This window comes from Pseudomonas entomophila (assembly GCF_023277925.1).
GTDB classification, from domain to species: domain Bacteria; phylum Pseudomonadota; class Gammaproteobacteria; order Pseudomonadales; family Pseudomonadaceae; genus Aquipseudomonas; species Aquipseudomonas entomophila_D.
This window is the reverse complement of the sequence record NZ_CP063832.1, coordinates 3,532,501-3,552,717: the sequence shown is the minus strand read 5'-3', so window position 1 is coordinate 3,552,717 and position 20,217 is coordinate 3,532,501. Positions and strand designations below refer to the sequence as shown.

21 protein-coding genes (1 of these 21 only partly in view) are annotated in these 20,217 nt (G+C 63.6%); 15 read left to right on the top strand and 6 right to left on the bottom strand.

Translation table 11 applies throughout. The features are described from left to right. Nucleotides 1–58 precede the first annotated feature (58 nt). Complete coding sequence (gene gluQRS / locus IM733_RS15725) at nucleotides 59–946, bottom strand: tRNA glutamyl-Q(34) synthetase GluQRS (protein WP_248917500.1); 888 nt, start codon at nucleotides 944–946, stop codon at nucleotides 59–61. Between the two features lie 65 nt (nucleotides 947–1,011). After that, complete coding sequence (gene dksA / locus IM733_RS15720; RefSeq protein ID WP_213658371.1) at nucleotides 1,012–1,455, bottom strand: RNA polymerase-binding protein DksA; 444 nt, start codon at nucleotides 1,453–1,455, stop codon at nucleotides 1,012–1,014. 213 nt (nucleotides 1,456–1,668) lie between these two features. On the opposite strand from dksA, the gene IM733_RS15715 reads away from it, so the two are divergent. After that, a complete protein-coding gene (locus IM733_RS15715) occupies nucleotides 1,669–2,841 on the top strand; it encodes a pyridoxal phosphate-dependent aminotransferase (protein WP_248917499.1) in 1,173 nt (390 codons plus the stop codon). Next, nucleotides 2,841–3,557, top strand: coding sequence for a DNA/RNA nuclease SfsA (gene sfsA / locus IM733_RS15710; RefSeq protein WP_248917498.1), 717 nt, complete (start codon nucleotides 2,841–2,843; stop codon nucleotides 3,555–3,557). Before IM733_RS15715 ends, sfsA begins: the two co-directional genes overlap by 1 nt. Here sfsA and IM733_RS15705 read toward each other — a convergent pair. Further along, nucleotides 3,547–3,864: a Rieske (2Fe-2S) protein gene (locus IM733_RS15705; protein ID WP_248917497.1), complete on the bottom strand. Its 318-nt coding sequence runs from the start codon at nucleotides 3,862–3,864 to the stop codon at nucleotides 3,547–3,549. The genes sfsA and IM733_RS15705 overlap by 11 nt on opposite strands. 165 nt (nucleotides 3,865–4,029) lie before the next feature. On the opposite strand from IM733_RS15705, the gene IM733_RS15700 reads away from it, so the two are divergent. From IM733_RS15700 to IM733_RS15685, 4 genes are read left to right on the top strand one after another with little or no spacing between them, the layout of a single operon-like run. Then, on the top strand, nucleotides 4,030–4,911 hold the full coding sequence (locus IM733_RS15700) for a heme/hemin ABC transporter substrate-binding protein (RefSeq protein WP_248917496.1): 882 nt from the start codon (nucleotides 4,030–4,032) through the stop codon (nucleotides 4,909–4,911). A gap of 50 nt (nucleotides 4,912–4,961) precedes the next feature. Continuing rightward, nucleotides 4,962–5,945: a FecCD family ABC transporter permease gene (locus IM733_RS15695; protein ID WP_248921185.1), complete on the top strand. Its 984-nt coding sequence runs from the start codon at nucleotides 4,962–4,964 to the stop codon at nucleotides 5,943–5,945. Beyond that, nucleotides 5,945–6,712 carry a heme ABC transporter ATP-binding protein gene (locus tag IM733_RS15690; RefSeq protein WP_248917495.1) on the top strand — a complete coding sequence of 256 codons (768 nt, stop codon included), beginning with the start codon at nucleotides 5,945–5,947 and terminating at the stop codon, nucleotides 6,710–6,712. Before IM733_RS15695 ends, IM733_RS15690 begins: the two co-directional genes overlap by 1 nt. Before the next feature lie 11 nt (nucleotides 6,713–6,723). Continuing rightward, nucleotides 6,724–7,617, top strand: coding sequence for a ChaN family lipoprotein (locus tag IM733_RS15685; protein ID WP_248917494.1), 894 nt, complete (start codon nucleotides 6,724–6,726; stop codon nucleotides 7,615–7,617). Nucleotides 7,618–7,789: 172 nt separating this feature from the next. Here the strand turns inward: IM733_RS15685 and IM733_RS15680 are convergent, their stop codons facing one another. From IM733_RS15680 to IM733_RS15670, 3 genes are all read right to left on the bottom strand, one after another. After that, the gene (locus tag IM733_RS15680) at nucleotides 7,790–8,068 is read right to left on the bottom strand and encodes a TfoX/Sxy family protein (protein ID WP_011535742.1); all 279 of its coding nucleotides are present in this window, start codon (nucleotides 8,066–8,068) and stop codon (nucleotides 7,790–7,792) included. A 229-nt stretch (nucleotides 8,069–8,297) separates the two neighbouring features. Then, nucleotides 8,298–8,645 (bottom strand): pentapeptide repeat-containing protein, encoded by a 348-nt coding sequence (locus tag IM733_RS15675; protein WP_248917493.1) that lies wholly within the window; start codon nucleotides 8,643–8,645, stop codon nucleotides 8,298–8,300. Between the two features lie 98 nt (nucleotides 8,646–8,743). Then, nucleotides 8,744–10,306 carry an AAA family ATPase gene (locus tag IM733_RS15670; protein ID WP_248917492.1) on the bottom strand — a complete coding sequence of 521 codons (1,563 nt, stop codon included), beginning with the start codon at nucleotides 10,304–10,306 and terminating at the stop codon, nucleotides 8,744–8,746. Nucleotides 10,307–10,426: 120 nt separating this feature from the next. Here IM733_RS15670 and mrcB point away from each other — a divergent pair, with 120 nt between their 5' ends. The 9 genes from mrcB to msrQ form a co-directional block, all read left to right on the top strand. Further along, complete coding sequence (gene mrcB, locus IM733_RS15665; protein WP_248917491.1) at nucleotides 10,427–12,748, top strand: penicillin-binding protein 1B; 2,322 nt, start codon at nucleotides 10,427–10,429, stop codon at nucleotides 12,746–12,748. A gap of 26 nt (nucleotides 12,749–12,774) precedes the next feature. Further along, nucleotides 12,775–13,554, top strand: coding sequence for a tetratricopeptide repeat protein (locus IM733_RS15660; RefSeq protein WP_248917490.1), 780 nt, complete (start codon nucleotides 12,775–12,777; stop codon nucleotides 13,552–13,554). After that, on the top strand, nucleotides 13,551–13,883 hold the full coding sequence (locus tag IM733_RS15655; RefSeq protein WP_248917489.1) for a YqcC family protein: 333 nt from the start codon (nucleotides 13,551–13,553) through the stop codon (nucleotides 13,881–13,883). The genes IM733_RS15660 and IM733_RS15655 overlap by 4 nt, the downstream gene beginning before the upstream one ends. 407 nt (nucleotides 13,884–14,290) lie before the next feature. Continuing rightward, a complete protein-coding gene (locus IM733_RS15650; RefSeq protein ID WP_248917488.1) occupies nucleotides 14,291–16,015 on the top strand; it encodes an acetolactate synthase 3 large subunit in 1,725 nt (574 codons plus the stop codon). Nucleotide 16,016: 1 nt separating this feature from the next. Next, the gene (gene ilvN, locus IM733_RS15645) at nucleotides 16,017–16,508 is read left to right on the top strand and encodes an acetolactate synthase small subunit (RefSeq protein ID WP_003250040.1); all 492 of its coding nucleotides are present in this window, start codon (nucleotides 16,017–16,019) and stop codon (nucleotides 16,506–16,508) included. Nucleotides 16,509–16,563: 55 nt separating this feature from the next. After that, nucleotides 16,564–17,580, top strand: coding sequence for a ketol-acid reductoisomerase (ilvC, locus tag IM733_RS15640; RefSeq protein ID WP_213658359.1), 1,017 nt, complete (start codon nucleotides 16,564–16,566; stop codon nucleotides 17,578–17,580). A 152-nt stretch (nucleotides 17,581–17,732) separates the two neighbouring features. Beyond that, nucleotides 17,733–18,575 carry a CDP-diacylglycerol--serine O-phosphatidyltransferase gene (pssA, locus tag IM733_RS15635; protein ID WP_011535734.1) on the top strand — a complete coding sequence of 281 codons (843 nt, stop codon included), beginning with the start codon at nucleotides 17,733–17,735 and terminating at the stop codon, nucleotides 18,573–18,575. A 75-nt stretch (nucleotides 18,576–18,650) separates the two neighbouring features. Then, nucleotides 18,651–19,664, top strand: coding sequence for a protein-methionine-sulfoxide reductase catalytic subunit MsrP (gene msrP, locus IM733_RS15630; protein WP_248917487.1), 1,014 nt, complete (start codon nucleotides 18,651–18,653; stop codon nucleotides 19,662–19,664). Beyond that, nucleotides 19,664–20,217: the 5' portion of a protein-methionine-sulfoxide reductase heme-binding subunit MsrQ gene (msrQ, locus tag IM733_RS15625; RefSeq protein ID WP_248917486.1), read on the top strand. It continues 58 nt past the right edge of the window; the window shows 554 of its 612 coding nt (coding positions 1–554); its start codon is at nucleotides 19,664–19,666; its stop codon lies off the right edge, out of view. Before msrP ends, msrQ begins: the two co-directional genes overlap by 1 nt.

Genomic DNA, 20,217 nt, shown 5'->3' with positions numbered 1-20,217 from the left:
ACCGGTGGCGCGAAACCCTGTAGGAGCCGGCTTGCCGGCGAAAGGGCCGGCGAGACACTCAACGAAGGTCGGCCTCGGGTACCGTCATTTGCCGCGCAATGTTGTCCGGCTGCCACTGCTGGCGCGCCACGGCTAGCACCTCGGCCGGGCTGGCGCCTATCAGCGCTGGATCCGTTTGCTGCCCCAGCGCGCGCAGGGCCCGTAACAGCAACGGTGTCGCCTGGTCCGCTTCCAGCGGCGGCGAACGGTACGACTTGCCCAGTTTGTGCCCATCCGGCTGGACGATCAGCGGGATATGCAGGTAACGCGGCTGCGAAAAGCCCAGCAACTCTTGCAGGTACAGCTGGCGCGGCGTGTTGTCCAGCAGGTCGGCGCCACGCACGATGTCGGTGATGCCCTGCCAGGCATCGTCCAGCACCACCGCCAGCTGATACGCGTACAGCCCATCTCGGCGCTGGATCACGAAGTCACCCACCTCACGCCCCAGGTGTTGCTCGAACCCGCCCTGGACCCGGTCGTTGAACCGGTAGATCAGCTCCGGCACCCGCAGGCGGATCGCCGCACCTTCGCGGGCATGCCCGGCATTGCGGCAAAACCCTGGGTATACGCCGTCATAACCTTCCAGCTGCTTGCGCGAACAGGTGCAGGCGTAGGCCAGGCCCATGTTGAACAGGCGGTCGACGACGGCGGCATAGGCCTCGTGGCGCTGGCTCTGGAACACCACCTCGCCATCCCATTCCAGGCCGTAGCGTTCGAGGGTCTGCAGGATGGCGTCACGGGCGCCGGGCATCTCCCGGGGCGGGTCGGTGTCTTCCATGCGCAACAGCCAGCGGCCATTCACGGCGCGAGCGTCGAGCCAGGAAGCGAGGGCGGCCACCAGCGAACCGAAATGCAGGAAGCCGCTGGGGGTGGGGGCGAAGCGGCCGATGTAGCGGGAGTCGTTCATGGGCTGTGCAGGCTATATAAATGAAAACGGGGCGCATGATGCGCCCCGTCTGAAAGGGAGAGGGATCAGCCTTTGCCGACCGTCTTTTCCTTTTTCTCGGAAATCTCCTTGCAGTCGAAGCACAGGTCGGCGGTGGGGCGGGCTTCCAGGCGGCGCAGGCCGATCTCGATGCCACAGGACTCACACCAGCCGTAATCGTTGTCCTGGATCTTCTGCAGGGTCTTGTCGATCTTCTTGATCAACTTGCGCTCACGGTCACGGTTGCGCAGTTCCAGGGCGAACTCTTCTTCCTGGCTGGCGCGGTCTGCCGGGTCGGGGAAGTTGGCAGCTTCATCCTTCATGTGGTCCACAGTGCGATCCACACTGACCATCAGCTCGCCTTTCCAGGCATTGAGGAGCTTGGTGAAGTGCGCTTTCATGGGTTTGCCCATGTACTCTTCGCCCTTGGTCTCTACGTAGGGCTCGACACCGTACATGGTCTGGACTTTTTGCTTTTCTACGGTGGACATGAATAGACCGCCTCTCACTCATCTGATCCAATGCGCAGGCTTGCTTCCATCTCCGGCGCCCGCCGGCCCTGCGACTGCGAGCCGCCGAACTTACCAGATAGATCCGGGGTGCGCTACCCCGCCCTATTCCTGCTATTGACAGCAGGGCGGGCGGCACGTTCGCTGCGGCGCACAGGTAGAATCACCAGTTTAGACCCAATTGAGAGAAGGCCCATGGCTCAGCCACACAGTGCGCGCAGTCGCGCCATCGAACCCTTCCACGTCATGGCCCTGCTGGCCCGCGCCAACGAGCTGCAGGCCACAGGCCACGACGTGATCCACCTCGAGATCGGCGAGCCGGACTTCACCACCGCCGCGCCGATCGTCGCCGCCGGCCAGGCGGCCCTGGCCGCGGGGCACACCCGCTACACCGCGGCCCGTGGCCTGCCACAACTGCGCGAAGCGATCGCCGGGTTCTATGGCCAGCGCTACGGTGTGGACCTGGACCCGGAGCGCGTACTCATCACCCCGGGCGGTTCCGGCGCGCTGCTGTTGGCCAGCAGCCTGCTGGTCGACCCGGGTAAGCACTGGCTGCTCGCCGACCCGGGCTACCCGTGCAACCGCCACTTTCTGCGCCTGGTAGAAGGTGGCGCGCAGCTGGTACCGGTGGGGCCGGAGGTGAACTACCAGCTCACCGCCGATCTGGTCGACCGCCATTGGGATAAAGACACCGTCGGCGTGCTGGTGGCCTCGCCAGCCAACCCGACCGGCACGGTGCTCGATCGCGACGAGCTGGCCAGCCTGTCCAAGGCCACCCGCGAGCGGCATGGCCATTTCGTGGTGGATGAGATCTACCACGGCCTGACCTACGGCATGGACGCGCCCAGCGTTCTGGAAGTGGACGACCAGGCCTTCGTCCTGAACAGTTTTTCGAAATACTTCGGCATGACTGGCTGGCGCCTCGGCTGGCTGGTCGCACCACCGTCGGCGGTGGGCGACCTGGAGAAGCTGGCACAGAACCTATACATCAGCGCCCCGAGCATGGCCCAGCACGCCGCGCTGGCGTGCTTCCAGCCGGACACCCTGGCGATTCTCGAGGAGCGCCGCACCGAGTTCGCCCGCCGTCGCGACTACCTGCTGCCGGCGCTGCGCGAACTGGGCTTCGGCATCGCCGTCGAGCCGCAGGGCGCCTTCTATCTGTATGCCGATATCAGCCAGTTCGGTGGTGATGCCTTCGCCTTCTGTCGGCATTTCCTGGAAACCGAGCACCTGGCCTTCACTCCGGGCCTGGATTTCGGCCGCCACCAGGCCGCTCATCATGTGCGTTTCGCCTACACCCAGAGCCTGCCGCGCCTGGAAGAGGCGGTGCAGCGCATTGCCCGGGGCCTGCGGAGCTGGCAGGGCTGATGGTGTTTTTCCCTGAACTCGAAGAAGCGCGCCTGCTGCGCCGCTACAAGCGTTTCCTGGCTGACATCGAGTTGGCCAGTGGCGAGCAGTTGACCATCCACTGCCCGAACACCGGGTCCATGCTCAACTGCATGCGCGAAGGTGGGCAAGTCTGGTTCAGCCGCTCCAACGACCCCAAGCGCAAGCTGCCCGGCACCTGGGAGGTCAGCGAAACGCCCCAGGGCCGGCTGGCCTGCGTCAACACCGGGCGCGCCAATGCCCTGGTCGAGGAGGCGCTGCGCGCGGGCACCATCAGCGAACTGGCCGGTTTCAACTTGCTCAAGCGTGAGGTGGCGTATGGCGAGGAGCGCAGCCGCATCGACTTCTATCTCGAGTTCGCCGAGGGCCGCCCGGCCTACGTCGAGGTCAAGAGCGTCACCCTTGGCTTTCCTGACACGCCCGTGGCGGCCTTCCCCGATGCCGTCACCCAGCGTGGCGCCAAACACCTGCGCGAGCTGGCAGCCCTGGCTCGGCAAGGGATTCGCGCGGTGCAGCTGTATTGCGTGAACCTGACCGGCATTGAAGCGGTGCGCCCGGCCGAGGAAATTGACGCCGCCTACGCCCAGGCCCTACGCGCCGCAGTGGCGGAAGGCGTCGAAGTGCTGGCCTACGGCACGCGCCTGGATGCCCGCGGGATCGTCATCGATCGGCCACTGCCGGTATTGCTCAATCCGTGAGCCAGATGCCCTGGCTGTCTTCCCGGCAGTCCAGGGCCTCCAGCCACTCGCCTTCGCAGGGGCCGGCCACGCACTCGCCGCTGTCGATCACGAACAGTGCGCCATGGTGGGCGCAATGGATCAGGCTGGCGCTGTCATCGAGAAACTGGTCCGCCTCCCAGTTCAGCGGGATGCCGCGGTGCGGGCAGCGGTTGCGGTAGAGGTGGACCTTGCCCTGGCGGCGCACGCCGAACAGCGACACGCCGGCTACGCTGAAAGCGCGGCTTTGGCCTTCGGGGAGGGCGGTGGAGGCACAGAGAAAATGCATCGAGGTAGGTTCTTCCGGTTAAGCCGTGTGACAAAGGGATGGCTTGACGCTTCAATGAGAATAATTATCAAATTGCCCGTGTTCGCCGCGCCAGGCTACTTATGGTGCGCACTTGCGTCGCCCGCCACAAGGCGCGCGACTCGCCACCTGCAAAGGAACCTGAAGATGCGCCGTCCTGCTGCCCTGATCGCCCTGTGCGCCGGTCTTGCCCTGACCACTCAAGTGCTGGCTGGCGAACTGCCGCAACGCGTGGTCAGCGCCGGGGGCGCGCTGAGCGAGTGGATCAGCGCCCTGGGCGGCGAACAGCGCCTGGTCGGCGTCGATACCACCAGCCAGCACCCCGAATCGCTCAAGGCACTGCCCAGCATCGGTTACCAGCGCCAGTTGTCGGCCGAGGGCATTCTCAGCCTGCGCCCGGATGTGCTGGTCGGTACCGAAGAGATGGGGCCGCCGCCGGTGCTGGCGCAGATCCGCAAGGCGGGCGTGCGCGTCGAGCTGTTCTCCAGCAAGGCCGAACTGGGCGCGGTTGACGAGAACCTCAAGCAATTGGGGGTGTTGCTGGGTAACGAACAGAAAGCGGCGGCGCTGACGGCCGATTACCATCACCAGTTGGACACCCTGCAAAGCCAGGTCAAGCAGGCCCAGGCCAGCCAGAGGGCGCCGGGGGTGTTGCTGTTGGTTGGGCATGCCGGTGCCAAGCCTTTGATCGCGGGGCAGGGCACCTCCGGCGACTGGGTGCTGCGCCAGGCCGGTGCGCGCAACCTCGCTGACCACCAGGGGTACAAGAACTTTTCGGTTGAGGCGCTGGCCGCCCTGGACCCGGACGTAGTGGTGTTCTCCGACCGCACCCTCAGCGGCGAGCAGGCCTTGCAAGCCCTGCTGAAAGAGAACCCAGCCCTGGCCGCTTCGCGGGCGGTGCGGGACAAGCGTCTTGTCTCGCTCGACCCGACGCTGCTGGTCGGTGGCCTGGGGCCACGCCTGCCCGCCACCTTGCATGACCTGGCGGCACGCTTCTACCCAGCGGCCAAGGATAGCCTTGGCCAATGAGACAGCGGGTCGCGCCTCGTACACTGTTCATTTGCCTCGCATTGTTGTGCCTGTTGGCGGTATGGCTGTCGCTGGCCCTGGGCCCAGTCAGCCTGCCGTTGCTCGATACCGTGCGCGGCGGCCTGCGTTTGATGGGCCTGCCGCTTGCCAGTGATGGACTCGAGCAGGCAGAAATGATCCTTGGTCAGATCCGCCTGCCACGCACCTTGCTGGGCCTAGCGGTCGGAGCGGTGCTGGCGCTGTCTGGCGTGGCCATGCAGGGGCTGTTTCGCAACCCGCTGGCCGATCCTGGGCTGGTGGGCGTCGCCAGTGGCGCCGCCCTGGGCGCGGCGGTGGCGATCGTTGGTGGTAGTTGGTTGGGCGGCATGCCTGAATGGTTCGCACCGTACCTGTTGTCGCTATGCGCGTTTATCGGTGGCCTGGGGGTGACGGCCATGGTCTACCGCCTAGGCCGACGTGACGGGCAGACCAACGTGGCCACCATGCTCCTGGCCGGTATCGCCATGACCGCGTTGGGCGGCTCAGCCGTTGGCCTGTTCACCTACCTGGCCGACGACGCCACATTGCGTACCCTGACCTTCTGGAACCTCGGCAGCCTCAACGGCGCCAGCTATGAGCGCCTGTGGCCGCTGCTGCTGGTGGCTGCACTCGTTGCGCTATGGTTGCCACGGCGGGCCCAGGCGCTCAATGCGTTGTTGCTGGGCGAGTCCGAGGCGCGCCACCTGGGCGTCGAGGTCGAGCGCCTGAAGCGCGAACTGGTGTTCTGTACCGCCTTGGGCGTCGGTGCGGCGGTGGCCGCTGCCGGGCTGATCGGCTTCATCGGCCTGGTGGTGCCGCATCTGGTGCGGCTGGTGGCGGGGCCGGATCACCGGGTGCTGCTACCCGCTTCGCTGCTGGCAGGCGGCACATTGTTGCTGTTCGCTGATCTGATCGCGCGCCTGGCCTTGGCGCCTGCGGAGCTGCCGATCGGTATCGTCACCGCGTTCATCGGCGCGCCGTTCTTTCTGTTCCTGCTGGTGAAGGTGCGTAACTGATGCTCGATGTCGAGGGGCTCCACCTCAAGCGCGGCAGCAGCGAAGTGCTGCGCGATATCAACTTGCAGCTACACCCCGGCCAGATACTGGGTGTGCTCGGCCCCAATGGCGCCGGCAAGAGCAGCTTGCTGGGCGCGTTGTGTGGCGAGTTTTCACCGAGTGCCGGGCAGGTACGCCTGGACGGGCGCACCCTGGACGCCTGGCCCGGGCAGGAACGCGCCCGGCGCCTGGCCGTGCTACCCCAGGCGTCCAGCCTGGGGTTCGCCTTTAGTGTCGACGAAGTGGTCGGCCTGGGTCGACTGCCCCATGCCAGTGGTCGCCAGCGCGACCGCGAGATCGTCGAGGCTGCGCTGGCGGCGGCGGACGCCGGCCATCTGGCCAGCCGCAGCTACCTGGCATTGTCCGGCGGCGAGCGCCAGCGTGTGCACCTGGCCCGGGTACTCGCCCAGTTGTGGCCGGGCGAGGCGGGTACCACGCTGTTGCTGGACGAGCCGACGTCCGCCCTCGACCCCTTGCACCAGCACACCACGCTGCAAGCGGTGCGCAGTTTCGCCGATCGCGGCGCGGCGGTGCTGGTGATCCTGCATGACCTCAACCTGGCAGCGCGCTACTGTGACCATATCCTGCTGCTGGAGCATGGCCGCTGCCATGCCCTGGACACGCCGCAACGGGTGTTGACCCCGACGGCACTCCATGCCGTGTTCGGTATCGATGTGCTGGTGCAGCCGCACCCGGAGCGCGGGCACCCGTTGATCATCACTCGCTAGGAGCCTGACCCATGCGCCATCCTTTGTTGTCCGGCTTGTTGATCTGCCTGGCGCTGGCGTTGGCAGGCTGCCAGGCGCAACTGATGCCCCTGCCGGCCTGGCAGAGCAGTGAAGGGCGTGACAGCGCGCAGCTCGGGCAGATCGTCGATCTGGCCAGCGGTAAGACGCTGACGCCTGAGCAACTGGTGCAGCGGCTACAGTGCGCACCTCGGGTATTGGTCGGCGAAAAGCACGACAACCCTGATCACCACGCGTTGCAGCTCTGGTTGCTGCGTGCCCTGGAAAGCCGTCGCCCGCAGGGCAGCCTGCTGCTCGAGATGCTAGAGCCCGGGCAGCAGCCTTTGGTCGATGCGCAAAAGGCCCAGGCACGGCCGGCGCAGGACTTGCCCAAGGCACTCGGCTGGCAGGAGGGATGGGACTGGGCGCTGTATGGGCCGATTGTCCGCGAAGCGCTGGCCCACCCTTATCCGTTGCTGTCTGCCAACTTGTCGCCGGAGGAGGTCCGCCAGGCCTATCGCCAGCCAGTGACGCCTGCGGGTGAGCGGTCGAATGCCCCGGCCGTGGTGCAGGCACTGCGCGAGCAGGTGCGCGCCGGCCATTGCGACCTGCTGCCCGAGAGCCAGCTACCGGCGATGCTCAGCGTCCAGCAACAGCGCGACCGGCGCATCGCCGAACGCCTGCTGGCGGCGCCACAGCCGGCCTTGCTGTTCACCGGCAGCTATCATGCGCGTAAGGACCTGGGCGCGCCGTTGCACCTCGCCGACCTGGGGGCGCAAGGGCAAGGTATGGTGCTACTGCTGACGGAGGTCGGCGAGACGGTCGAACCAGGCATGGCCGACTTCGTCTGGTACACCGCGGCGCTCCCCGAGCAGGACTACTGCGCGCCACTGCGCAAAACCCGCTGAATTGCAGGCAAAAAAAGACCCGGCAATGTGCCGGGTCAATAACCGTGATTAGCCTGATGAGGAGATAATCTGAGAGTCCGAACCAGGGAGCTTTCAGGTTACCCAACCAGTCTCGCGACTAGTTGTGATAATCATAACGATTCTCATTTCGTAGTCAATGCCTTTTGCCTGATTATTTCTCGATCTTCTGCGGGTGGCTTTTCGCATCCAGTTGTTGATTGAGCGCTTGCTTGCGCTCGGCGGGCAGGTCGTTCCAGTGCATGTCCAGCAGGGCACCCTCGATGGCATACAACAACACCTTAGAAGCCCGGAACCCTCGCGTTCTAACGGCGTGATAAGCCCCCACCGCGCCCAGGCGGCGTAGGTCCGATGCACTGTGGATACCGACGGCGTGCAGCCATTGCGCGGAGGTCTTGCCAAGGTTTTTCAGATGCTGCAATTCATCGTTCATCGAGCCTCCTTGCGATGGCTGAACGGGTCGTGGGGATAAATCGCGAGCAGGTCAACGTGGAGTGTAGCGGGGGTTGGCAATTGCGCGGCCTTTTGCCATCTGCCGCCGACAGGCTGCCAGCGGTACGCATGCACCGTAGGAGCCAGCGTTGCTGGCGAACCGCCGCCCCGCTGAAGACAGGCTTCGAGACGATTCGCCAGCAAGGCTGGCTCCTACAGGGGCGTCGGGGTCAGCGGGTGGTGCGGTAGCGCATGCGCGTGCCGAATTTCACCGACATGAGGATCTCGTCGGCACTCAGCTCGCTGGGGAAGTAAGTGCCGGAGATCTGCGCATGGGCAAGGCTCGCCCCCTCCATCCCGTTCTCCCGCAAGTCGAGCCCACGCAGGTCGGCAGCACGGAAGTACGCGTCGGTGAAGTCGATGCCGCGCACATCCAGGTCACGCAGGTCGAGGCCACGGAAATCGCCACCGCGAAAGTCAATGGGCGTGTCCACGGGCTTCTCGCGGTTGAAGGCGGCGATCTTCTCATCGCGCACCATGATGTACAGGACGTTGTCCAGCTGGCGGGGTTGATTCATGGCGGCGCCTCCTCGTGGGTGTGATGATATTGTAATGACATCACTGAGCAGGCGCCGAACTTCAGGCGTGAACTGTCGACTGCTTCACGCCTGATGCATCAAAGGCCGGGCAGGTACTGGCGAATCTGCTCGATCAGTTGGTCCATGCTGGTGCTTTCCTGGGTGTCGACGCGCTTGCTGTGCTTGAGCTCTTCCGCGTCCAGTGGCTCGCGGCTGGCCTGTTGGGCCTGGACCACCTCCAGAGTGGCATCCGAGGGGTCGACGTTCTCGGCCTGGCGCTGGGCCAGCCAGCTGGCGATGACGGTTTCGGGCGCCTGGCAATCGAGGATCAGGAACGGCACGCCGGTCTCGCTGGCCACCTCGGCCGCGGCCTTGCGCTGATCGTGCTTGAGGTAGGTGGCATCAAGCACCACCGGGAAGCCGGCGCGCAGGATGGTCGCCGCCAGCGCATGCAGGCGCTGGTAGGTGGCCGCGCTGGCGTCCTTGTCGTAGATGCCCGCCTGCAACTGGCCGGCATTACTTTGCTGCTGTTCGCCGAATAGGCGCTTGCGTTCGACGTCGGAGCGCACTCGCACGGCGCCCAGCGCCTCTACCAGGCGCATGGCCACGTGGCTCTTGCCCACGGCCGAAACGCCATGGGTCACGGCCAGCAGGCGCGACGGGATGGCGCTGTAGCTTTCAGCCAGGTTGGCGTAGTTGCGGTAGGTGCGCAGGGTGGTGGCGCGCTGCACGCCGTCGGCCTCGGCCGGCATGCTGAACAGGGCGACCTTGGCCCGCACCAGGGCGCGGTAGGCTTTGTAGAAGTTCAGCAGCTCCAGGCCTTCGTAGTCGCCGGTCAGCTCCAGGTACTGGCTGATGAAGCGGCGCGACAGGCACTTCAGGCCACGGTCTTCGAGGTCCATGGCGAGGAAACCGATATCGGCGTAGACGTCGGTCAGGCGGAACGGTTCGTTGAACTCGATGCAGTCGAAGATCACCACCTTGCCGTCGATCAGGGTGGCGTTGCCCAGGTGGATGTCGCCGTGGCATTCACGGATGAAACCGTTGGCCTTGCGTGTCTCGAGCAGGCCATGCAGGCGCTTGAAGCTGTCCTGGGCCCAGGCCTGCAGGTTGTCGAGCTGTTGCAGGTCGGCCTTGTCGGTGAGGAATGGGCGGATCTGCTCGAAGTTCTGCTCCACCGGCGCCATGACCGCGTCCGGGGTGCCCAGCGGGTGATCGAGCGACACCTTCGGCGCCCGCAGGTGGAACGCAGCGATCTGCGCGGCCATCTGGTCGATGTGGCCGGCATTCAGTTCGCCATTGGCCTGCAACGTGTTGAGCATCTGCCCCTGGGGGAACTGGCGCATCTTCAGCGCATACTCGATCGGCGTGCCCTCACCGCCCAGCTGTGGTGCCTCGGCGCTGCCGGTGATTGGCAACACTTCCAGGTACAGGCCGTCGGTCAGGCGCTGGTTAAGGCGCAGCTCTTCATTGCAGAAATGCCTGCGCTGGTCCAGGCCGGTGAAGTCGAGGAAGCCGAAGTTCATCGGCTTCTTGATCTTGTAGGCGAACTCGCCCGTGAGCAGGACCCAGGAAATGTGCGTCTCGATGAGCTGGAAGCCCTCGACGGGGTGTGGATAGAGGGCAGGGTTCTGCAGCGCGCTGATCAGGGCTTGGCTCACGGAGGTTCCTTTTCTGGGGGGCAGGGAATTCGAATCCGCCATTATGGTCAATGGTGCCGTCCCTGCAAACCGCCGCGGGGCGTCTGCCTCCCTTTTCCAAAGTGCGTATAATCCGCCGCCATGACACGTACCCGAAATCCCCGCACCCCCAAACAACGCCCGACCGGCCGCGCCCGCGCCTGGCTGGGCTGGGCGCTCAAGCTCAGCCTGGTCGGCCTCGTCGTGATCGCCGGCTTCGCGGTTTATCTCGATGCCACCGTGCAGGAGAAGTTCTCCGGCAAGCGCTGGACCATCCCGGCCAAGGTGTATGCGCGGCCGCTGGAGCTGTTCGTCGGCCAGAAGCTCAGCCGCAACGACTTCCTCACCGAGCTCGACGCCCTGGGTTACCGCCGCGAAAGCGCGGCCAACGGCCCAGGCGCGGCGTCGGTCAACGGTAACGATGTCGAGCTCAATACCCGTGGCTTCCAGTTCTACGAGGGCATGGAGCCGGCGCAGTACGTGCGCGTGCGCTTTTCCGGCGACTACGTCGCGGGCCTCAGCGGCGCCAACGGCGGCAAACTCGATGTGGTGCGGCTTGAGCCGCTGATGATCGGCGGCATCTACCCGAAGAACCTCGAAGACCGCATCCTGATCAAGATCGACCAGGTGCCGCCGTACCTGCTGGAAACCCTGATCGCCACGGAAGACCGCGATTTCTACAGCCACTTCGGTGTCTCGCCCAAGTCCATCGCCCGGGCTGTATGGGTCAACACCTCGTCTGGCGCCATGCGCCAGGGCGGCAGTACCCTCACGCAACAGCTGGTGAAGAACTTCTTCCTCACCAACGAGCGCAGCCTCAGCCGCAAGCTGACCGAAGCCATGATGGCCGTGCTGCTGGAAATACACTACGACAAGCGTGAGATCCTCGAGGCGTACCTGAACGAAGTGTTCGTCGGCCAGGACGGCCAGCGCGCGGTGCACGGCTTCGGCCTGGCCAGCCAGTTCTTCTTCAGCCAGCCGCTGCAGGAACTCAAGCTGCACCAGATCGCCTTGCTGGTGGGCATGGTCAAGGGGCCGTCCTACTACAACCCGCGCCGTTACCCCGAGCGCGCGTTGCAGCGGCGCAACCTGGTGCTCGACCTGCTCGCCGAGCAAGGCGTGGTCGGCCAGGACGTGGTCGACGCGGCGAAGAAGATGCCGCTGGGCGTGACCAAGCGCGGCAGCCTGGCCGACAGCTCGTTCCCGGCCTTCCTCGACCTGGTCAAGCGTCAGCTGCGCCAGGACTACCGCGACGAAGACTTGACCGAAGAAGGCCTGCGCATCTTCACCAGTTTCGACCCGATCCTGCAGATGAAGGCCGAGACCGCCATGAGCGAGACCTTCAAGCGCCTGGCCGGACGCAAGGGCGCCGACGAGGTGGAGTCGGCGATGGTCGTCACCAACCCCGAAACCGGTGAAGTCCAGGCGCTGATCGGCAGCCGCCAGTCGGGCTTCGCCGGCTTCAACCGCGCCATCGACGCAGTGCGGCCAATCGGCTCGCTGGTCAAGCCGGCAGTCTATCTCACCGCCCTGGAGCAACCGAGCAAGTACACCCTGACCACCTGGGTGCAGGACGAACCGTTCTCGGTCAAGGGCGCTGACGGCCAGGTATGGCGTCCGCAGAACTACGACCGCCGCCCGCATGGCACCATTTACCTCTATCAGGGCCTGGCCAACTCCTACAACCTGTCGACCGCCAAGCTCGGCCTGGAAGTGGGCGTGCCCAATGTGATCAAGACCATCGGCCGGCTGGGCGTGCAGGTCGACTGGCCGGCATTCCCGTCGATGCTGCTGGGCGCCGGCGGCATGTCGCCGATGCAGGTCGCGACCATGTACCAGACCATCGCCAACGGTGGCTTCAACACCCCGATGCGCGGTATCCGCAGCGTGCTTACCGCCGAAGGCGAGCCGCTCAAGCGATACCCGTTCCAGATCCAGCAGACCTTCGACCCAGGCGCTATCTACCTGGTGCAGAACGCCATGCAGCGGGTGATGCGCGAAGGTACCGGGCGCTCGGTGTACAACGTGCTGCCCAGCTCGCTGACCCTGGCGGGCAAGACGGGCACCAGTAACGACTCGCGTGACAGCTGGTTCTCCGGTTTCAGCCAGGACCTGCTGGCAGTGGTCTGGCTTGGCCGCGACGACAACGGCAAGACACCCTTCACCGGCGCCACCGGTGCGTTGCAGGTATGGACCAGCTTCATGAAAAAAGCCGACCCGCTGCCGCTGGACATGCCTCAGCCGGACAACGTCGTGAAGTCGTGGATCGACCCTTACAGCGGCCAAGGTTCCGACGGCAGCTGTCCGGGAGCGGTGCAGATGCCGTATATTCGCGGCAGTGAACCAGCCGCTGGCGCCACCTGTGGTGGCGAGCAGAACCCGGCCGAGTCGGTGATGGACTGGGTCAAGGGCTGGATGAATTGAGCACGAGCTTCTGAAGAGGGTGTGAAGTGAACAAGTGGTGGATACCTGCCCTGGCGGCAGTCAGTGTGCTGCACGGCTGTACCAGCGTCCCGCGTGGCAACATTCCGGTGGTCGATTCGAGCACTCGGGTTTCGAACAGCGAGCGCATTGCCGCCAACCGCACCTCGGCCTACCCGACCAGCGGCGGCAGCAGCCAGGCGCAGGCGTTGCCCGAGGATTCCGGCGTGACCGTGATGATCCCGCAAGGCACCGGCGGCGCGCCGATTCAGTCGTTCCCGGCGGGCAGCGGCGCAGCCCCGATCAGCACCGGCCCGATCACGCCGGGCCCGGTCAGCAGCGCTCCGATCGCGACCAACCCCAACCCGGTCGCCGATGAGCCCTTCGACATCGCGTCGATGAGCAACCCGGCGCCGGTCAGCAGCGCGCCAACCGGCATTCCGCGGGGTAGTGTTTCCGGCGGCGGCCTGTCCGCCGACGAACAGCTCGACGGCCCGGTGCTGGCGTTGCTGACCACCGCCCAGCAGCAGCAGGGCAGCGGCGACTTCAATGGCGCGGCTTCGAGCCTGGAACGCGCCCAGCGCATCGCCCCGCGTGAGCCGCAGGTGCTGTTCCGCCTGGCCCAGGTGCGCCTGTCGCAAGGCGACGCGGCGCAATCGGAGCAACTGGCCCGCCGTGCCCTGACTTACGCCAACGGCCGCCCCGACCTGCAGGCGCAGCTGTGGAGCACCATCGCCCAGGCCCGCGAGAAGCAGGGTGACAGCGCTGGCGCGGCACTGGCGCGGCAGAAGGCGCGGGTCAACCTGTGATGGAGCAGCGCATCCTCGACATCGCCGACCATCTGCTGCTGATTGAGCGCGAGCTCAAGGTCCAGGGCTGGTGGAGTGATGAGGTACCCAGTGCACAAGCGCTGGCCAGCGTGGTGCCGTTCGCGGTCGACAGCATGGCCTTCGAACAGTGGCTGCAGTGGATCTTCCTGCCGCGCATGAAGCTGATCCTCGAGCATGGTCACCTACTGCCCAACGCCTCCGGCATCCTGGTGATGGCGGAAACGGTATTTGTCGACCGCCCGGAACAAAGCCGCGAACTACGGCGGCTGCTGGCAGAATTCGACCAATTGATCAGCCCATCAGCCTGATTTCTTCTCTTTTTCCTTTAAGGGCCGCAGATTGTGGCCCTTTTTTATGGAAATCTTAATTATTCTGCTGCTGCTCGCCTTTTTAGTGGTTGCAGGAATTCATCTTGCCGAAAATTTGGCAATAATTTCTCTTGACTTGTGCGCGCCGAATCACAAGAATCCAGATTCCGCTGTAGAGGGACTGCCAGAAGCAGACCCGCTAAGCAGATCATGAGGCGCACACCCGCGCCGACTTGTAACACCCCGCAACGCGTTACCTCGCGCTGGGTGGGAAGGCCCGCAACACACCAGGGCAGTCCCAATACTTGCTCAGTCAGTGCTGACGTTCGCTCATGCTCTGCTTGGCAGTAAACCTATTAAGACCCGCTCAGTGAGGGCGGTATTCTGGCGTTTTAGAGGTGAACAACGTGGAGCTTTTATCTGGCGCTGAGATGGTCGTCCGCTTCTTGCGTGACGAAGGCGTTAAGCACATCTACGGGTACCCTGGTGGTGCTCTCCTTCATGTTTACGATGCCCTGTTCAAGGAACCGGAAGTCCAGCACATCCTGGTTCGTCACGAGCAGGCTGCCACCCATATGGCGGACGGTTACGCCCGTGCCACCGGCAAGGCCGGCGTAGTGTTGGTGACTTCCGGCCCGGGCGCGACCAATGCCATCACCGGCATTGCCACCGCCTACATGGACTCCATTCCGATGGTCATCCTGTCTGGCCAGGTGCCCAGCACCATGGTGGGTACCGATGCGTTCCAGGAAACCGACATGATCGGTATTTCCCGGCCGATCGTGAAGCACAGCTTCATGATCAAACACGCTTCGGAAATCCCTGAAGTCCTGAAAAAAGCGTTCTATCTTGCGCAGTCCGGCCGCCCCGGCCCGGTAGTGGTCGACATTCCAAAAGATATGACCAACCCGGCCGAGAAGTTCGAGTACATCTACCCGAAAAAGGTCAAGCTGCGTTCGTATAGCCCCGCCGTGCGCGGCCACTCCGGCCAGATCCGCAAGGCGGCCGAGATGCTCCTCGCGGCCAAGCGCCCGATCGTCTACTCCGGCGGTGGTGTAATTCTGGGTGGCGGCTCCGAAGCCCTCACCGAAATCGCCAAGTCGCTGAACCTGCCGGTCACCAACACCCTGATGGGCCTCGGTGGCTTCCCCGGTACTGATCGCCAGTTCCTCGGCATGCTCGGCATGCACGGCAGCTACACCGCCAACATGACCATGCACCACGCCGACGTGATCTTCGCCGTCGGTGCTCGCTTCGACGACCGCGTGGTCAACGGCCCGGCCAAGTTCTGCCCGAACGCCAAGATCATCCACATCGACATCGACCCGGCGTCGATCTCCAAGATGATCAAGGCCGATGTGCCGATCGTCGGCCCGGTCGAAAGCGTGCTGAGCGAGATGCTCACCATTCTCAAAGAGATCGGCGAGCAGCCCGACAAGGCCGCGCTGGACGCCTGGTGGAAGCAGATCGACGAATGGCGCGGCGACGGTGAGCTGTTCCCCTACGACAAGGGGGACGGCAACCTCATCAAGCCCCAGCAGGTGATCGAGACCTTGTGCGAAGTGACAAAAGGCGATGCCTTCGTCACCTCCGACGTGGGCCAGCACCAGATGTTCGCGGCGCAGTACTACCGCTTCAACAAACCCAACCGCTGGATCAACTCCGGTGGCCTGGGCACCATGGGCTTCGGTTTTCCCGCGGCCATGGGCGTCAAGCTCAACTTCCCCGACCAGGACGTGGCCTGTGTTACCGGTGAAGGCAGCATCCAGATGAACATCCAGGAGCTGTCCACCTGCATGCAGTACGGTTTGCCGGTGAAGATCGTCAACCTGAACAACGGTGTGTTGGGTATGGTCCGCCAATGGCAGGACATGGCCTACAACGGTCGCCACTCGCACTCGTACGTCGAGTCGCTGCCGGACTTCGTCAAGCTGGCCGAGGCCTATGGCCACGTGGGGATCCGCATCACCAGCCTGAAAGACCTCAAGCCCAAACTGGAAGAGGCTTTCGCGATGAAGGACCGCCTGGTGTTCATCGACATCGCGGTCGACCGGACCGAGCACGTCTATCCGATGCAGATCAAGGACGGCTCGATGCGTGACATGTGGCTGAGCAAGACGGAGCGTACCTGATATGCGGCACATCATCTCCTTGCTGCTGGAAAACGAACCCGGTGCTTTGTCTCGCGTGGTCGGCCTGTTCTCCCAGCGCAACTACAACATTGAAAGCCTGACCGTGGCACCGACCGAAGACCCGACCTTGTCGCGTCTGACGCTGACCACCGTTGGCCATGACGAAGTGATCGAGCAGATCACCAAGAACCTGAACAAGCTGGTCGAAGTGGTCAAGCTTGTCGACCTGTCGGAAAGCGCTCACATCGAGCGTGAACTGATGCTGGTCAAGGTCAAGGCCACCGGTGCCCAGCGTGCCGAAATCAAGCGCACCACGGATATCTTCCGTGGCCAGATCGTCGACGTGACCGCCAGCGTGTACACCGTGCAGCTGAGTGGCACCAGCGACAAGCTGGACAGCTTCATCCAGGCCATCGGTACCGCATCGATTCTCGAAACCGTGCGCAGTGGCGTCACCGGCATTGCCCGTGGCGACAAAGTGCTCAGCATCTAACTTCAAAAATTAGCGATGGCTCCGCAGGGGCCGAGATATAACCAGGGGTATTTTCATGAAAGTTTTCTACGACAAAGACTGCGACCTCTCCATCATCCAGGGCAAGAAAGTCGCCATCATCGGCTACGGTTCGCAAGGCCACGCCCAGGCCTGCAACCTGAAAGATTCCGGTGTGGATGTCACCATCGGTCTGCGTAAAGGTTCGGCCACTGTCGCCAAAGCCGAAGCCCATGGCCTTAAAGTGACCGACGTTGCCACTGCTGTCGCTGCCGCCGACCTGGTCATGATCCTCACCCCGGACGAATTCCAGGGCCAGCTGTACAAGCAAGAGATCGAGCCGAACATCAAGAAAGGTGCCACCCTGGCCTTCTCCCACGGCTTCTCGATCCACTACAACCAGGTCGTTCCGCGTGCCGACCTCGACGTGATCATGATCGCGCCGAAGGCCCCGGGGCACACCGTGCGTTCCGAGTTCGTCAAAGGCGGCGGCATCCCTGACCTGATCGCCATCTACCAGGACGCCTCGGGCAACGCCAAGAACGTCGCCCTGTCCTACGCTTCGGGCGTGGGTGGCGGCCGTACCGGCATCATCGAAACCACCTTCAAGGACGAGACCGAAACCGACCTGTTCGGTGAGCAGGCCGTTCTCTGCGGCGGTACCGTGGAGCTGGTCAAGGCCGGTTTCGAAACCCTGGTCGAAGCGGGCTACGCCCCGGAAATGGCCTACTTCGAGTGCCTGCACGAGCTGAAGCTGATCGTCGACCTCATGTACGAAGGCGGTATCGCCAACATGAACTACTCGATCTCCAACAACGCCGAATACGGTGAGTACGTCACCGGCCCTGAAGTCATCAACGAAGAATCCCGCAAGGCCATGCGCAATGCCCTCAAGCGTATCCAGGACGGCGAGTACGCGAAGATGTTCATCTCTGAAGGCGCCACCAACTACCCGTCGATGACTGCCAAGCGCCGTAACAACGCCGCCCACGGCATCGAAATCATCGGCGAGCAGCTGCGCTCGATGATGCCGTGGATCTCGGCCAACAAGATCGTCGACAAGACCAAGAACTAAAGTCCTGCTTCGATAAATGAAAAACGCGGCTTCGGCCGCGTTTTTTCGTTTGCGCGGCCAGCTTCTGGTATAAAGCGACCAGTGGCTCGCCATCAGAACCCGTTTCGCGAGCCCGTGTCGAACATATTCCACCCTGTTGCAAGGTACTTTTCATGAGCGAACGTCCCGAAGAGCCGAACAAGCCCTCCGACGCCGAAAGCCTGCTACCTGTCGATGAGCATGTCGAAGAAGGCCACGATGCCGAAGGGCGCAAGGTCCGCCACCGCGGCATCTACCTGCTGCCCAACCTGTTCACCACCGCGAACCTGTTCGCCGGCTTTTATTCCATTATCAGCTCGATGAGCGCGCAGAGCGCCGGCGACCCGCGTGAGGCGAGCAAGTATTTCGCCTTCGCCGCAATCGCAATCTTCGTCGCCATGGTGCTCGACAGCCTTGATGGCCGCGTGGCGCGCATGACCAACACCCAGAGTGCCTTCGGTGCAGAGTACGACTCGCTGTCGGATATGGTCGCCTTCGGTGTGGCACCGGCGTTGCTCGCCTTTGGCTGGGCGCTGGGCGACATGGGCAAGGTTGGCTGGATGGTCGCCTTCATCTATGTGGCGGGCGCGGCACTGCGCCTGGCGCGCTTCAATACCCAGGTCGGCACCGCCGACAAGCGCTATTTCATCGGTTTGGCCAGCCCGGCCGCTGCCGGTGTGGTGGCCGGCACCGTGTGGGCGTTCAGCGACTACGGTATACAGGGCTCCAAGCTGTCGTTCCTGGTGGCGCTGCTGGTGGCGGCCGCGGGCATGCTGATGGTCAGCAACATCAAGTACAACAGCTTCAAGGAACTGGATCTCAAGGGGCGCGTGCCGTTCGTTGCGATCCTGGCCGTGGTGCTGGTGTTCGCCGTAGTGTTCAGCGACCCGCCCCGCATCCTGCTGCTGATATTCCTCGGTTACGCGATTTCCGGCCCAGTGCAGTACCTGCTGCGCGGCCGTCGTCGCAAAGTCTGAATGATTTAATCATGGGATAACCTGCCGGCTCCATAGTCTTATGGGTACATTAGTTGCCAGTACTGTGGAGCCGCCATGCTCATCAAACTATCCCGCTCTTCTGACTGCAAGCCGTCAGAGATCACCCCCCAAGACATCTACTTCTCTCGTCGTGCCCTGCTCGGTGGTGCTGCAGCCGGCCTGGCCTTGGGTGCAATCCCACGCCTGGGTGCTGCAGCCGAGCCGTCGCGCTATGCCGACGCGGTCCCGGGAACCCCTCCCGCGTGGTTCAACGACAAGCTCGCCGCCACGCGCTGGCAGGCGATGACCGTGCAGGGCGAGGCGATCACGCCGTTCAGGGATGCTACCCACTACAACAACTTCTACGAGTTCGGCCCCGACAAGGGCGATCCGGCGGCCAATGCCGGGTCGTTGAAAACCGAGCCCTGGAGCCTGGTGGTCGATGGTGAGGTGGCAAAGCCCGGCCGTTATGCGCTGGAAGACTTCGTCAAGCCTTACCAGCTCGAGGAGCGCATCTATCGCCTGCGTTGTGTCGAGGCCTGGTCGATGGTCATCCCTTGGCTGGGCTTTCCATTATCCGAGGTGCTCAAGCAAGTCGAGCCCACTTCGAAAGCACGCTATATCCGGTTCGAAACCCTGCAGGACCCAACGAGCATGTCTGGGCAGCGATCGAGCTTCGCCTTGATCGATTGGCCTTATGTGGAAGGCTTGCGCCTGGACGAAGCGATGAATCCACTGGCGATCCTGGCGGTGGGCATGTATGGACGGGAGCTGGCCAACCAGAACGGTGCACCGTTGCGCCTGGTCGTGCCGTGGAAGTACGGTTTCAAGAGTATCAAGTCGATCGTGCGCATCAGCCTGGTGGCGGAGCAGCCGCGTACCACCTGGCAGAGTCTGGCGCCGGGCGAATATGGCTTCTATGCCAACGTCAACCCGACCGTCGACCATCCGCGCTGGACCCAGGCGCGGGAGCGTCGGCTGCCCAGTGGTCTGTTCAGTCCCAATGTGCGCGACACACTGATGTTCAATGGCTACGCCGATGAAGTGGCTTCGCTGTATACCGGGCTCGATTTGCGGAAGAACTACTGATGCGCTATCCCTGGTTTCGCCTGGCGATCTTCGTGGTCGGGTGTGTGTTTCCGTTGTGGTGGTTCTATGAGGCTGCCACGGGGCTGCTTGGGCCTGATCCTGGGAAGATCATGATGGACCGGCTTGGTTTGGGGGCGTTGGTGTTTCTGCTGATCACCCTGAGCATGACGCCGTTGCAACGGCTTACCGGGTGGTCGGGGTGGATCGTGGTACGTCGGCAGCTGGGGCTGTGGTGCTTTGCTTATATAGTGCTGCACCTGACTGCTTATATGGTGTTCATCCTGGGGCTGGACTGGGGGCAGTTCGGCGTGGAGTTGCGCAAGCGGCCCTACATCATTGTGGGGACGCTCGGTTTTCTTGGGTTGTTGGCGCTGGCGGTCACGTCCAATCGCTATAGCCAGCGGCGGTTAGGGGGGCGGTGGAAGAAGCTGCATCGGCTTGTTTATGTGATTCTCGGGTTGGGGCTGCTGCATTTCTTGTGGATCGTGCGTTCGGATCTGAAGGAGTGGGCGATCTATGCGGGGATTGGTGGGGTGTTGTTGGTGTTGAGGAT

What these genes read in the sequence shown, in the direction of transcription:
- IM733_RS15690 (WP_248917495.1), top strand. Translation starts at nt 5,945, where the DNA reads ATGCTCGATGTCGAGGGGCTCCACCTCAAGCGCGGCAGCAGCGAAGTG.
- msrP (WP_248917487.1), top strand. Translation starts at nt 18,651, where the DNA reads ATGCTCATCAAACTATCCCGCTCTTCTGACTGCAAGCCGTCAGAGATC.
- ilvN (WP_003250040.1), top strand. Translation starts at nt 16,017, where the DNA reads ATGCGGCACATCATCTCCTTGCTGCTGGAAAACGAACCCGGTGCTTTG.
- IM733_RS15700 (WP_248917496.1), top strand. Translation starts at nt 4,030, where the DNA reads ATGCGCCGTCCTGCTGCCCTGATCGCCCTGTGCGCCGGTCTTGCCCTG.
- ilvC (WP_213658359.1), top strand. Translation starts at nt 16,564, where the DNA reads ATGAAAGTTTTCTACGACAAAGACTGCGACCTCTCCATCATCCAGGGC.
- gluQRS (WP_248917500.1), bottom strand. Translation starts at nt 946, where the DNA reads ATGAACGACTCCCGCTACATCGGCCGCTTCGCCCCCACCCCCAGCGGC.
- IM733_RS15680 (WP_011535742.1), bottom strand. Translation starts at nt 8,068, where the DNA reads ATGAACGATGAATTGCAGCATCTGAAAAACCTTGGCAAGACCTCCGCG.
- IM733_RS15675 (WP_248917493.1), bottom strand. Translation starts at nt 8,645, where the DNA reads ATGAATCAACCCCGCCAGCTGGACAACGTCCTGTACATCATGGTGCGC.
- mrcB (WP_248917491.1), top strand. Translation starts at nt 10,427, where the DNA reads ATGACACGTACCCGAAATCCCCGCACCCCCAAACAACGCCCGACCGGC.
- IM733_RS15705 (WP_248917497.1), bottom strand. Translation starts at nt 3,864, where the DNA reads ATGCATTTTCTCTGTGCCTCCACCGCCCTCCCCGAAGGCCAAAGCCGC.
- sfsA (WP_248917498.1), top strand. Translation starts at nt 2,841, where the DNA reads ATGGTGTTTTTCCCTGAACTCGAAGAAGCGCGCCTGCTGCGCCGCTAC.
- IM733_RS15685 (WP_248917494.1), top strand. Translation starts at nt 6,724, where the DNA reads ATGCGCCATCCTTTGTTGTCCGGCTTGTTGATCTGCCTGGCGCTGGCG.
- IM733_RS15715 (WP_248917499.1), top strand. Translation starts at nt 1,669, where the DNA reads ATGGCTCAGCCACACAGTGCGCGCAGTCGCGCCATCGAACCCTTCCAC.
- pssA (WP_011535734.1), top strand. Translation starts at nt 17,733, where the DNA reads ATGAGCGAACGTCCCGAAGAGCCGAACAAGCCCTCCGACGCCGAAAGC.
- dksA (WP_213658371.1), bottom strand. Translation starts at nt 1,455, where the DNA reads ATGTCCACCGTAGAAAAGCAAAAAGTCCAGACCATGTACGGTGTCGAG.